Here is a 13805-nt window from a genome sequence, read left to right on the forward strand (position 1 = left end):
TGTTTGCCATTAATTGTCGATAACGCCCATTTGAATATGATACTTTTTGACCTTATATTGTAATGTCGTGCGGGAAATGTTTAACAATTTGGCCGCCGTGATGATTTTGCCATTAGCTTGATTTAAGGCATCAACAATGAGCTGTCTTTCGTAGTTTTCAACTTGTTCGATTAAGTTATCGCTGCTTGGCGGTGTAACGTTGACCGTTTTTTCCGGCTGGCTTACCTGCTCTTGTTGAGTAAGCGGCGCTTGAATATCAAACAGCTCATCATCAAGGGTGATATGTTGCAGTTCGCCGGGTTCATTTTGTAGCACCATGCTGCGGACTATGGCGTTTTCTAACATACGGACATTGCCCGGCCACGGCGCTGACATTAATTGCTTTAACGCGGGTTCGCTAATACCACTAATGGTCACTTTAACGTCATGCTGATGTTTATCGATAAAGTACCGGGCTAATACCGGAATGTCTTCGGTACGTTCCCTTAGGGCTGGCAGTTTGATTAAACCGACATTCAACCGATAAAAAAGGTCGCTGCGCATTTTACCACTTTTTAACAGCTCTGCCGGCGATTGGTTCATGGCGGCCACAATACGGACATCTGAGTGAATTTCTTTATTACCGCCTAATTGCCAGTAGGTTTTTTCTTGCAAAAAGCGTAATAATTTACTTTGCATCTCTAACGGCATTGCATTGAGTTCATCCAAAAACAGCGTACCGCCATTGGCAAGCTCTAAGTAACCTTGACGGTTTTCAGCGCCGGTAAATGCGCCTTTGACGGTGCCAAATAGCGTGCTTTCAATCAGCGTAGTTGGCAGGGCACTACAGTTTAGCGAGATAAACGCTTTATCACGCCGGTCACTGGTTTGGTGAATTAAGCGGGCAAACAGCTCTTTACCGGTGCCGGTTTCACCGACAATTAATACCGGCACATCGTTAGCACCTAAAATATTGGTTTGATCGATAACGTCCTGCATTTTTTGCGATGCAAAGACAATTTCCGGTAAGGGTTGTTCTTGATTTTGGTATAAACGGCTATTGAGTTTAAATACTTGGTCTTGTAATTGTCTGACGTTGGATAAATTACGGCCTATCTCAACTGCACCGATGATCTCTTTCTGGTGATTATAAAGCGGAACGGTGGTATGAAGGTAGTCAACGACTTTACCAACATGGTTATAATAACTTTGGTAATTGTTTTGATACTCTTTACCATGTTGTAAAGCTTGCAACATAGTGCTATCTTCTTTCTTCAAATTAGGATAAACTTTAAGCATTGGTTTACCGATGGCTTGTTCTTCCGGGAAGCCATCCAACTCAGCACTTTCTTTATTGTAGTAAATATATTTACCTTCTTTATCGATAATGGCCATTGGCTGATGCATTAAATCGAAAAAATGTTTAAATACATCCAATGCTTGTGATAATTCAGGATCGATTGTCATGATAGTAGTACCTTTTGAAATTGAGATCATTTACTAAGTGGTATATTAATTTTTAAAAGCCTTTCAACCATTACCTCAACAATGACGAATTTTTGTCATAAAAACATATTTTTTACTAAATGACTAATATTTTTTTTGTAAGTATATAGTTAAGAATTTGATTTATAAGTAATTTTTAAGTTGGCATGCTGATTGCATTACTTGTGAGAAGCCATTTTTCTTATTCATTATGTACTTTTTTATGTACTAATTAACTGGAGGTCATATGTCCGACAAAATTATGTCAAATTATAACAAAATACGCACAGATCTTATAACAAAAGATCGTCGTTTTAGTGCTGAAAGTGGCAAATTATGTTTTGATGGGGTTAATTTAGAAGAATTAGCCAGAAAATACCCAACGCCTTTTTATGTTTTTTCTGAAAAGGAAATTGATCGTAACGTTCAAGAAATCAAAGAAGCATTTAAAGCGCATCCAAAAACAAAAATTTTCTATGCTTCTAAAACCTGTTCGGTAATGGGCGTACTTAAAGCAATTAAAGACGCAGGTATCTATGCTGAAGCAAACTCAATGTTTGAAGTGCGTAAATGTTTAGATATCGGTTTCCCGGGAAGCCAAATTGTTTTCAACGGTGTGGTTAAAAAACCAGTTGATTTAGAATTTGCTATCCAAAACGATCTTTACATCATCAACGTAGATAGCTTATATGAGCTTGATATTATTGATGAGATTTCACGACGTTTGAAAAAAGTGGCAAATGTGTGTGTGCGTGTTGAACCAAATGTACCGTCAGCAACTCACGCAGAATTAGTCACCGCTTATCACGCTAAATCTGGTATCGACTTAGAACAAGCTGAAGAGACTTGTCGTCGTATTCTTGAAATGCCTTATGTTCATTTACGTGGTTTACATATGCACGTAGGGGATCAAGTACCGGAAGCAGAACCTTTTGCCAAAGCGACCAAAGTATTAGTTGATGAATCACGCCGTTTAGAAGAAGTGCTTGGCATTAAATTTGATTTAATCAACGTTGGTGGTGGTATTCCTGTTCCATATAAATATGACGAAGAAAATGGTAACCCATTAGAAGACAATATGTATGCAGGTATTACCGCACAAGATTTTGCTGATGCAATCATTAGCGAAGTTCACAAATGGCGTACTGATGTTGAAATCTGTATTGAACCAGGTCGTAAAGTAACCGGTTCAGCAGGTGTACTTTTAACTGAAGTTGCTTGTGAAAAACGTAAAACTAACTATGACTTAGACGGTAACATCGAAGAACATGTTGAATGGAAATTTATTGATGCTGGTTATAGCGTGTTATCTGACAGCCAACACTTTGATTGGTTCTTCTATGTCTATGATGCATCAAGAATTACTGAACAACATGATGAGTACATCAAATTAGCGGGTCCATTATGTGACGGTGGTGACTATTTCCACGTGGGTGTTAAAGGTGAAGAGTTCTTATTACCAAAAGACACTCAAATTGGCGATATCATTGCTTTCCTTGATGCCGGTGCTTATACCATCGAAAGCCAAACAGTTTATAACAACCGCCCACGTACTGCTGTTGTTATGATTGATAAACATGGCAAAGATCGATTGATTCGCCGTGAAGACACTTACGAGGATATGGTTGGATACGACGTGTATTAATCATGAACTGGCTGGGGCAATAACTGCCCCAGTTGTTATTATGTGAGGTTATTATGAGTGATTCTAAAGATTCAAGTTTACTTGGTATTAAAGACATTGTGTTTATGAATGTCATTGCAATATTAAGTTTACGTCAAATTCCGAATGTTGCGCCTTATGGGGCGTCAGCAATGGTACTTTGGCTACTTGCTGCATTCTGTCTTTTCTTCCCTTTAGCCATGGTATGTGGTGAGCTTTCAACAGGCTGGCCAAAAGATGGTGGGATCTTTGTATGGGTAAAAGAAGCATTTGGTAAACGTGTTGGTTGGATAGTGGTTGTTTGCTTCCTGTTTTCATGTGTACTTTTCTTCCCATTAATGTTGCAGTTTGGTTTTACTGCAATTGGTTATATGTTTAGTCCTGAACTTGCTCAAAATCAGGTGTTTATTGGTGTCGGCTCCATGGCAGTATTCTGGATCTTAACATTAATGAATATCAAAGGTATGCAATGGACTAAAATCATTAACAGCGTTAGTGCATGGTTAGGTGTTTTTATTCCTGCTGCTATTATCGTGTTATTAGCTATTGTATGGTTAATGACTGGTCATCCAATGGCAACTGATTATAGCCATGTTAGTGATTGGATTCCGGATTTAAGTAGCTGGGATACGATTGTATTTTTATCAAGCATGATGTTTGCTTTTGCCGGGCTAGAAGTTGCGCCGATGATCGCTGGTCGTACTCGTGATCCACAACGTGATTTCCCTAAAGCAATGGCGGTATCAGCAATTGTTATCGTTGGTATCTATATGATTGGTACTTGGGCAATTAATACGTTATTGCCAGCTGAAGATACTGATATTGTTGCAGGTGTAATGCAAGCAATGGAAGCGGCGGCAAAAGAGTTACATATGCCTTGGTTATTACCAGTTATGGCAATCTGTTTATTCTTTGGTGCGTTAGGACAAATTAACTCATGGTTAGTTGGCCCTATCTATATGTTACAAGAAGCATCAAAAGAAGATAATTTACTTGGCGAACGTGTTGGTCGTTTACACCCTGTGTATAAAACACCAGCTTTTGCGTTAATTGTTCAAGCAATTATTGTAACCGTACTTTGTTTCTCAACTTTCGTATCACCGAGTATTGCAGCAGCATATTGGATGTTAACGGCGTTAACAACAATCTGTTACTTTATCCCATATTTAGTGATGTTTATTGCTTATTATCGTTTACGTATTACTCAACCTGATGTACCACGTAGCTTTAAAATTCCGGGTAAAGTGTTACCGATTGTGTTACCAGCGTTAGGTTTCTTATCGACTCTATTTGCGGTGATCTTAGTGTTTATCCCACCTGCACAAATCGATATGGGTGGATATGTTGAATATATCGCTAAAATTGTTGGTGGTGCGGTGTTAGCTATTGTGTTAGCTGAATGGATCTACCATAGAGCACAAAAACGTAATCGCTTGCAACAACAATAAGATATAGAGGAGTAAAGTATGTACAAACCTATATTGGAAATCGATTTACGTAAATTAAGAAACAATGCTCGTGTTGAAAAAGAGCTGTTAGCTAAACACGGCATTGAAGTAATGGCCGTCAATAAAGTTTTTGATGGTTGCGTTGAAACCGCCAAAGCCGTGCTTGACGGCGGTATTGATGTGATCGCTGAGTCAAGAACTTACAATTTGAAAAAATTAAAAGACGCCTTAAATTGTAAGACCTGTTTATTACGTAGCCCTTGTTTAAGCGAAATCAGTGATGTTGTTAAATATGCTGATATTAGCTTAAACAGTGAAAAACAAGTTATCCAAGCGCTTTCGGATGAAGCCGTTAAGCAACAAAAAATTCATCAAGTATTATTAATGGTGGATATGGGTGACTTACGTGAAGGTATTTGGTTTGAACACCTCGATGATATCATCGATACCGTTAAACTCATATTATCTTTACCGGGTGTTGAGCTTTATGGGCTTGGCACCAACTTTAACTGCTATGGTACTGTTCTGCCAACCGTTAAAAATGGCGTGGATTTTTTACACATAGCACGTAAAGTGGAAGAGGCTTGTAATATCAAAATCAAATATCTGTCAGCAGGTAATTGCACCAGCTATCATCTGCTTGATAAAGGTATTTGGCCTGAAGGATTAAACCACATCAGAATCGGTGGTTTACATGAGTTTGGTATTGAGTATGTGGATATGAAATATCTTGATGAATTCCACCACTCAAATAAACCTGTTGAGAAGGCATGCAGTAATTTATATAAATTATATGCCCAAATCATCGAGCTCAATAGTAAACCTACAGTTCCTGTTGGTGAGTTAGGGGTTGATGCATTTTTAAACAGTAAAACATTTGTTGATAATGGTACACGTAAACGTGCTTTATTGGCTTTTGGACGTCAAGACGTTCCGGCCGAAAACTGTGTTCCTATCGACGATAACATTACTGTTTTAGGTCAAACCAGTGATCATACTATTGTTGATATTGAAGATGTGACTGAAACATTGAAAGTCGGCGATATGATCGGTTTTGAACTCGATTACACAGCCTTACTCATGGCATGTCAAACAAATGGCGTAGAAAAACGTTTTATTTATTAATTCGTGCTAGCTGCCGGGTCACCGGCAGCTTTTATTGATTACTAGGCGGTTTACATGGCTATATCAGAAACTCAAGAAAGTCCTTATCCCAGTAACTTAAAGAAAAACCTTAAAAATCGTCATCTTTTGATGATTTCGTTAGGCGGATCAATCGGTACGGGATTATTTATTGGTATTGCAGCACCTCTTAGCACGGTTGGACCGTTAGGGACAATTATTGCCTATTTAATGGCGGGCAGTATTATGCTCTCTACGATGCTTTGTTTAGGTGAGCTTTCTTGCGCTTTTCCGCATGCTGGTTCTTTCCAACACTATGCATTAATGTTTATTCCCAATCCAATATGGAGTTACACCATTGGTTGGTTATATTGGTTAAGTTGGGTATTGTCAATGGCGGCAGATCTTACTGCGGCTGCTATGATTGCTCATCAAGTCTTTCCTTCCATTCCTATCTATCTTTTTAGTTTAATTATTTTAGTTGTGATCACCTCGGTGCATTTAACCTCGGTTCGTGCCTTTGGTGAAAGTGAATACTGGTTTTCTACCATAAAAGTGTTGGCGATTATTGCTTTTATTGCCACCGGCATTTATCTGCTTTATCAGCAATATGAGCAAACGCATCTACTGCCGACATTTAAAACAGAAAGTGGTTGGTTTCCCAATGGCTTTTTGTCGATTTTTGTCTGTATGACAATTGTCACTTATTCATTTCAAGGGGTAGAGTTAATTGGTAGTGCGGCTGGCGAAGCACAATCGCCACAATCGGTTTTACCGAAAATTATTACCGGCGTTGCTTTTAGAATTATTCTATTTTATGTATTAGCAATAGCGGTATTGGCGCTTGTCTATCCTTATGGCGTTGCTCACGATGAAATCAGCCCGTTTGTTTGGGTCTTTAACAAGGCCGGGATTCAGTTCGCCTCTTATATGATGCTATTTGTGATTTTCTGTGCTGCTATTTCGGCTGCTAATTCTGCCGTTTATGCCAGTTCAAGAATGTTGTGGTCTATGGCACAAGATAATTTAGCCCCGAAATCGTTTTCCAAAGTAAATAAACGAGGGGTACCAACAAAAGGCATTCTCTTTATTGCTATCATTGCGTTAGTTTCGCTATTTTCGAAATATATTGCTGCTGATAAGCTTTATCTTTATTTAGTCGCCGGTACCGGACAGGTCGGCTGTTTTGCCTGGATTATCATTGCATGGTGCCAATATCAATTCCGTAAGGGGGTGAATAGTGGTAAATACCCGAAAGAGATGATTAAATTCAAATCACCGTTGTTTCCATGGTTAGCCATGATTTCAATTACGGTCAATATTGTGATTATACTGGGCGTTTGGTTTGGTGAGTCAGGCCATTATATTTTACTGTCTGAACTGGCATTAATTACTATTATTTTAATTTCTTACTTTTTTTATAAAAAACGTAATCCCGCTATCACAACTAAGTCAACTTAGTTTGTGCCTAACAATGTAATCATCATCACTTAGGATGATGATTACATGTCAAAATCTTATCGATAAAACGTTTAAGGCTGTGTGTTCAAAGCGTCGCTTTGTTTGCACAGCAACGTTAGATGACTATTTTAAAAATGCCGCAACCCCGGTAAACACAACTTGTGCTGCGATAGCGGATACTAACAGTCCGGTTAATTTTGATAATATCGCAATGCCGGTATTTTTTAATACTTTAGCAATCGTTTTGGCGCATAAAAGCATAGCGTAGATGCCTAAAGAGGCGATCAATAAAGAGACGGCGCCTACCATGTTTGCAGCAAATCCGACGGAACTGGTGCCCATAACAATGATTGTCCCGATAGACGCAGGCCCCATACACAGCGGTACCGCAAGCGGAACGACGCTGATATCATCATCGCTACTAATTTTGTTTTTTTCCGGCGAGTCATTCATTAATGAAACTGCGGTAATAAACAGTAAAGCACCAGAGCCGATTCGAAACGCATTTAAGGTAAAACCAAAAACGCTAAACAGGGTATTACCGAAAAAGAATAATATGATACCGATAATAAATACCGCACACGATGTTTTACGCGCGGTTTTGCGGCGTAATGATTCGTCGTACTGTTTAGTACCACTTAAAAATGCGCTTAATACCGCTGGCGGCGTCATAAGGGCAAAGAGTTTTATGGTTGTTGAGACAATATCAACAAGATAGTTACTCATAGTATTACCTTTCAAAGAATAACAGTAAATTGGATTTAGTTGTCAACTTCAGACAGTTGGCTGGAAGATAATATGATAGATACAAAAACGGCCACCGTAAAGGTGACCATATTTAATCTGATATATTTTAATTGGTTTTTAAATTGTAACCAATCAATATTAGTTAAGGCGCTCTTTAATACGAGCCGCTTTACCACGAAGTTCGCGTAAGTAGTAAAGTTTCGCTTGACGTACTTGACCACGACGTTTCACAGTAATTGAATCAACAATTGGTGAGTGAGTTTGGAATACTCGTTCAACACCTTCGCCATTCGAAATTTTACGTACTGTAAATGCAGAATGTAAACCACGATTGCGAATAGCAATAACCACACCTTCATATGCTTGAAGACGTTTTTTGTTACCTTCAACAACCCATACTTTTACTTCAACCGTATCACCCGGGCGAAAAGACGGGATGTCTTTTTTCATTTGTTCTTGTTCTAATTGCTGAATAATTGCATTTTTCATAATATTATCTCTTACTAGTTATACTGAAATTTTAGTCGCTATGTTTATCACGATATTCCCGTTGGAATTCAGTGAGTAAACGTTGCTCTTCATCAGTCAGAGCTAGATTTTCAAGAAGATCTTCTCTTCTCAACCAAGTTCGTCCTAGTGATTGTTTCAATCGCCAGCGACGAATCGCTTCATGGTGTCCGGACATTAACACATCGGGCACCGCCATTCCATCTAACACCTCTGGACGAGTATAGTGCGGGCAATCAAGTAAACCGTTAACAAAAGAGTCTTCTTCTGCCGATGACTGGTGATTTAACACGCCCGGTATAAACCTTGCTAATGCATCAATCATTGTCATTGCCGGTAATTCACCGCCACTTAACACGTAATCCCCAATTGACCACTCTTCATCAATTTCGGTTTGGATAACGCGCTCATCTATACCTTCGTAACGTCCACAAATCAAAATAAGTTTTTGATTATGTGACAATTCGCAAACACCTTGTTGGTCAAGTTTGCGCCCTTGTGGGGAAAGATAGATTACTTTTGTATCTTCACCTGCTACTGCTTTTGCCGCATGAATGGCATCCCTAAGGGGTTGTACCATCATTAACATGCCGGGCCCACCGCCATAAGGTCTGTCGTCGACAGTCTTATGCTTATCATGCGCAAAATCGCGCGGGTTCCAATATTCTACTGTTAACAGTCCGTTTTTAACTGCTCGACCAGTAACGCCATAACTAGTAATAGCTTGAAACATTTCGGGAAAAAGGCTTATTACGCCAATCCACATAATCTTACCTTACCAATTAAAAAGCCGGATCCCAATCGACCACAATCATTTTTGTTGTTAAATCAACCTGTTTAATAAATTGTTCTTCAACAAAAGGGATTAAACGTTCTGTTGCTCCAAATGCATCTTTTAGATTGGCTTTAACGACCAACACATCATTAGAACCGGTTTCCATTAAATCAGTGACTTGACCTAAGTCATAACCGTTAACTGTTTTCACTCGACAGCCGATAAGATCTTTCCAATAAAAATCGCCTTGATTGAGCTTAGGCAATTTATCAGCATCAACAAACACTTCAGCATTCGTTAATGCATTTGCTTGATCTCGATCATCAACGCCTTTGAGTTTGACAATCATATCCTGATTATGCGGTTTAAAGCTTTCTACGATTACTTCTTGCCATTGTCCAGCACGCTGGATATACCAAGGGGTGTAATCAAAGATACTATCCGGAAATTCTGTAAACGAAAAAATCCTGAGCCATCCACGAATTCCGTAGCTTGAACCAAGTTTACCTACAACAATCAGATTCTCAGTATTCATTATCATTACAGTGACTATAAACGACTAAATTAAGCAGCTTTTTGTGCTTGTTTGATCAATGAGTTAACACGATCAGAAACGGTTGCACCTAAACCAACCCAATGATTTACGCGATCAAGATCTAAACGTAATTCTTCTGCTTTACCTTGTGCAATTGGATTAAAAAAGCCAACGCGCTCAATAAAACGACCATCACGTGGGTTACGGCTATCAGTGACAACTACTTGATAAAAAGGGCGCTTTTTAGAGCCACCACGAGCTAAACGAATAGTTACCATAACATCCTCTTAAATTAAAAAATAATCTTTCTTTTGCCCAACATGGACAAAATCAAAGCCCCGAAATTATACTCTTTCTGGCAAAAAGTGCAATGACTGTTTATCAGCTGGGGTTAGTGCGAGATTATTTATAATAAAGCAAATAGTCCTGCCTAATTATTTGCGTGATTGAGGGTTAACGGTAATGGTTTGAATTGTTTATAATTTGCTGTTAGAAAATATCTATATTTATAAGTGCAGCGTTTAGCCTTTTAGCATGCATATCGAGCGCTAAAGTGTGGGTGTAACACCGCCACTTTGCTGTTTGCTTTACACTTTAGATTAATCCTTTTTCAAGTTGAGCATGATAATATTGCCATTATGTCTTTTAAGCAGATACCTTTTACGACCGGTTTATTTAATTAAGAAATAACAGTGGCAATTGCCCAAACCAACGCAAAAATTTTAAGTGTTTACTCAGCAAAACAATAAAATAAATTAATAGGGTTATTTGTTGGGCTTTTTGCGAATAAATGCCCGTTTTATGACATCAAAGAAACCTAATGATTTCACCATTTTTTGGCTATCAATATAAACTCGAATCGCTCGTAAAACTGTTTTGGGATCTTTCGAGGAAAAGGTAAAAGTGCCATTTTGTTTGGTATGTATTTGGTAGCGTGGTATCCACTTACCGCCAAATAAGACCGATGCACTGACAAAATCAATCTCTTGCCATGGGATTTGTATATACTTACGGCGGTCACGTTGATGATAAAATTCAAAGGCTTTATCGCCAATCATAATATTGCCGTATTCAGTGGTGCCAACAAAAGTTGTTCCTTTGGTGGTCAGATCGATTTTGGTATTTAATGATTGAACCATATTTCTCCAAGTATGATGATAATTTAGCGATGCTATTTTGCCTGCTATGTTCAATATCGGTAATTAGCAAGCCGGGTGATAATTGTATCAGTCAAAAACGCCGCTAATAGAGAGAGAAAGCACTATGTTTTTATACTCAAACATAGTGCTTTTCTGAAACTTCTTTACAAGATTGGTTGCTTATAAAAGACCAATCACGTGTCCACCAATGCCGACTAGGAATAGTGCAAGAATAATTAAGATTGGTGATACTTTTTTACGTAATAACCACATACATAAAAAGGTTAAAAGTAATGGAACCAGTCCAGGTATCAGCTGATCTAAGTTATTTTGTAAAGTAACTATCTTCGTTTGTGTGAGAGATAATCCGGCTTGCATTTGTTCTAAGGCTTCTTTAATACCTGTTGCACCATTAGATATTTTGCTCCAATCAATAAAGGCACCGTCTGCCAATTTCACTTTTGAAACGACAGGTTGGAAATTGATCGATACCCACCTTTGCACCAAAGCTGCCAGAACAAACATCCCTAAAATTGAGGCGCCTTTGGTAATTTTTTGCAGTAAACCACCTGATAGGTTATCTGTGATTTTTGAACCGGTACGATAACCAAACTCTTGGGTATACCACATAAAGCCCCAACGAATAATATTCCAAAGTAAAAAGAATAAAATCGGTCCTAAAATATTGCCACTTAGTGCGAGCGATGCACCTAGGGCACCAAGCATTGGTCGAACAGTAAACCAGAACACCGGATCACCGACACCGGCTAAAGGTCCCATCATACCCACTTTTACCCCTTGAATAGCCACATCATCAACCGGTGCACCATTGGCTCGCTCTTCTTCAAGAGCAAGGGTTACCCCTAAAACAGGCGATGCTAAATAAGGGTGAGTATTAAAAAACTCTAAATGGCGTTTTAATGCAGCAGAACGATCTTCTTTAGTGGTATACAATTTTTTAATCGCCGGAATCATTGAATAGACCCAGCCGCCATTTTGCATACGTTCGTAGTTCCAAGAACCTTGAAGGAAAGTTGAGCGCCAAGCAACTGCTAAACGATCTTTTTTAGTTAATTGAATTTTATCAGTCATTTTCTTCTCCAAGTTCCTAGTAATCATTCAAAATATCATCTAGTGGATCACCTTTATCACCACCATTTGAGTTGTTGCCACGTTCAGAAAGATTAAGGTAAATTAACGCTAAAGCAATACCTAATGCACCAAGGGCAATCAAGGTTAATTGGGAAATAGCGGCAACAACAAAACCGATAATGAAAAACGGCCATACTTCACGGGTAGCCATCATATTGATAACCATTGCATAACCAACAGCCACAACCATGCCACCACCAATAGCCATACCGGTGGTTAACCATGTTGGCATTGCATTTAATGCATCTTTAACTGTTTCAGCCGGAATAAATAGTAATGCTGCAGCTGGGATAGCGATACGTAAACCTTGCATGCAAATGCCCAATATTTGGAGTAATTCAATACGTCTAATATTGCCTTCTTCCGCTGCGCTATCCATCATATGAACCAAAGGCACAGCCAGTGTTCGAACGATCATTGTTAAAAACAGTCCGGCAACCGCTAACGGAATTGCAACCGCAATCGCTGTTGAAACACCTTCAACGCCTTGCCCGCCTAACACTAATATAATTGATGAGGCAACAGACGCTAGTGCCGCATCCGGTGCCACTGCTGCGCCAATGTTTGCCCAGCCTAGTGCTATCATCTGTAATGATCCACCTAATACTACACCGGCTTCTAGATTACCGGTTACCAGTCCAATTAATGAACATGCCACTAACGGTTGATGAAATTGGAACTGATCTAAAATACCTTCCATTCCTGCCAGAAAGGCGATAGCTATCACTAATAGGATAGCAACGATTGATAACGTCATAATATAACCCCTTAATTAAGACTTATTCTTTTGTTCGGCTAACTCTTCTTTCGCTTTAGTTAATAATTCATCCATATTGCTATTTGAATCATTAGGCACTTTGCGAACATCGAATTTAATATTTTTTGCTTTTAATTTTTCAAAGGCTTCAACGTCTTGCTCATTCATTGAAAGCACTTTATTTACCATGACTTTACCTACTGAGTGAGCCATGGAACCAATATTGAGCACCTCAATATCGACACCGCCTTCAACAGCTCGCACCACATCTTCCGGGTTTTCAAAAAGTAATAGTGCTTTGGTATTCCCAAAACGGGGATCTTTTGAAACCTCGATGATTTTTTTGATTGGTACGACGTTGGCTTTAACACCAGGAGGAGCGGCTTCTTCAATGAGTTTTTTTCTTAACTCATCTTTAGCAACTGAATCAGAAACAACAATAATACGATTAGGATTGGTCGATTTAGTCCAGGATGTGGCAACTTGTCCATGCAGTAAACGAGAGTCGACTCGAGCTAACACAATCTTCATTTTTCCGTCACCAAGCACAGTGCCTTCCGGAATGGTATTTGATGTTTGTTTAGCCGGAGCTTGATTCGCTGGCGCATCTACCGTTGCACGAATGCCATCTTTAGCCGATTCTAAAATTGCTCCGGCGATCTCTTTTGCTGACTCCATGGAGAAACGTGATGAATAAGCTTCAATTAACATGGGCAAGTTTAGACCAGCGACAATTGCCCAATTAGGGTGCGCTCCGCATAAATTATTTGCTTGATTAAATGGCGTGCCGCCCCATAAATCGACCAAAAATAACACTTCATCTTGATTATCAAATGTGGCAATAGCGGCTAACATTCGTTCTTTTAGACTTTCAGGGCTATCACTTGGGTGCAATGTTACGGCTTTAACATTTTCTTGTTCACCAAATATCATAGAGCCTGATTGTAGAATACCTTCAGCAAACTCACCATGAGTTGCCAGGATAATTCCTACCATATAACTACCTCCTGATTTTTATATTATTCGCTAATATAA

At 39.0% G+C, this 13805-nt stretch carries 13 protein-coding genes and 2 pseudogenes; 4 read left to right on the top strand and 11 right to left on the bottom strand.

Annotated features, from left to right (window positions below):
• Positions 1-9 precede the first annotated feature (9 nt).
• Complete coding sequence (locus tag J3U37_RS04795; RefSeq protein ID WP_416379988.1) at positions 10-1449, bottom strand: sigma-54 interaction domain-containing protein; 1440 nt, start codon at positions 1447-1449, stop codon at positions 10-12.
• Between the two features lie 262 nt (positions 1450-1711).
• On the opposite strand from J3U37_RS04795, the gene lysA reads away from it, so the two are divergent.
• The 4 genes from lysA to J3U37_RS04815 are packed head-to-tail and all read left to right on the top strand — an operon-like array spanning position 1712 to position 7158.
• The gene (gene lysA / locus J3U37_RS04800) at positions 1712-3109 is read left to right on the top strand and encodes a diaminopimelate decarboxylase (protein WP_267373563.1); all 1398 of its coding nucleotides are present in this window, start codon (positions 1712-1714) and stop codon (positions 3107-3109) included.
• A 53-nt stretch (positions 3110-3162) separates the two neighbouring features.
• Positions 3163-4575 carry an APC family permease gene (locus J3U37_RS04805; RefSeq protein WP_267373566.1) on the top strand — a complete coding sequence of 471 codons (1413 nt, stop codon included), beginning with the start codon at positions 3163-3165 and terminating at the stop codon, positions 4573-4575.
• 18 nt (positions 4576-4593) lie between these two features.
• A complete protein-coding gene (locus J3U37_RS04810; protein WP_220218861.1) occupies positions 4594-5700 on the top strand; it encodes an alanine/ornithine racemase family PLP-dependent enzyme in 1107 nt (368 codons plus the stop codon).
• Between the two features lie 54 nt (positions 5701-5754).
• On the top strand, positions 5755-7158 hold the full coding sequence (locus J3U37_RS04815; protein ID WP_220218862.1) for an amino acid permease: 1404 nt from the start codon (positions 5755-5757) through the stop codon (positions 7156-7158).
• Between the two features lie 123 nt (positions 7159-7281).
• Here J3U37_RS04815 and J3U37_RS04820 read toward each other — a convergent pair whose 3' ends face one another.
• From J3U37_RS04820 to J3U37_RS12130, 10 genes and pseudogenes are all read right to left on the bottom strand, one after another.
• Positions 7282-7884 carry a MarC family protein gene (locus J3U37_RS04820; RefSeq protein ID WP_220218863.1) on the bottom strand — a complete coding sequence of 201 codons (603 nt, stop codon included), beginning with the start codon at positions 7882-7884 and terminating at the stop codon, positions 7282-7284.
• A gap of 159 nt (positions 7885-8043) precedes the next feature.
• Positions 8044-8394, bottom strand: a complete 351-nt coding sequence (rplS, locus tag J3U37_RS04825) for a 50S ribosomal protein L19 (RefSeq protein WP_034900792.1) — start codon at positions 8392-8394, stop codon at positions 8044-8046.
• 31 nt (positions 8395-8425) lie between these two features.
• Entirely contained in the window at positions 8426-9178 is a 753-nt protein-coding gene (gene trmD, locus J3U37_RS04830) for a tRNA (guanosine(37)-N1)-methyltransferase TrmD (RefSeq protein WP_220218864.1), read from the bottom strand.
• Positions 9179-9194: 16 nt separating this feature from the next.
• Positions 9195-9722: a ribosome maturation factor RimM gene (rimM, locus tag J3U37_RS04835; RefSeq protein WP_267373569.1), complete on the bottom strand. Its 528-nt coding sequence runs from the start codon at positions 9720-9722 to the stop codon at positions 9195-9197.
• A 29-nt stretch (positions 9723-9751) separates the two neighbouring features.
• Complete coding sequence (gene rpsP / locus J3U37_RS04840) at positions 9752-10000, bottom strand: 30S ribosomal protein S16 (protein ID WP_220218866.1); 249 nt, start codon at positions 9998-10000, stop codon at positions 9752-9754.
• A gap of 486 nt (positions 10001-10486) precedes the next feature.
• Entirely contained in the window at positions 10487-10861 is a 375-nt protein-coding gene (locus J3U37_RS04845; RefSeq protein ID WP_220218867.1) for a DUF956 family protein, read from the bottom strand.
• A gap of 180 nt (positions 10862-11041) precedes the next feature.
• Positions 11042-11953, bottom strand: coding sequence for a PTS system mannose/fructose/sorbose family transporter subunit IID (locus tag J3U37_RS04850; RefSeq protein WP_220218868.1), 912 nt, complete (start codon positions 11951-11953; stop codon positions 11042-11044).
• Between the two features lie 16 nt (positions 11954-11969).
• A complete protein-coding gene (locus J3U37_RS04855; protein ID WP_220218869.1) occupies positions 11970-12770 on the bottom strand; it encodes a PTS mannose/fructose/sorbose transporter subunit IIC in 801 nt (266 codons plus the stop codon).
• Between the two features lie 15 nt (positions 12771-12785).
• Positions 12786-13334 (bottom strand): annotated as a pseudogene (locus J3U37_RS12125) (PTS system mannose/fructose/N-acetylgalactosamine-transporter subunit IIB); the annotation flags it as partial.
• A 56-nt stretch (positions 13335-13390) separates the two neighbouring features.
• Positions 13391-13766: pseudogene (locus J3U37_RS12130) on the bottom strand (PTS sugar transporter subunit IIA); the annotation flags it as partial.
• Between the last annotated feature and the right edge of the window lie 39 nt (positions 13767-13805).

Origin of the sequence: Gilliamella sp. B3172, assembly GCF_026536465.1 — a bacterium.
Taxonomy (GTDB): domain Bacteria; phylum Pseudomonadota; class Gammaproteobacteria; order Enterobacterales; family Orbaceae; genus Gilliamella.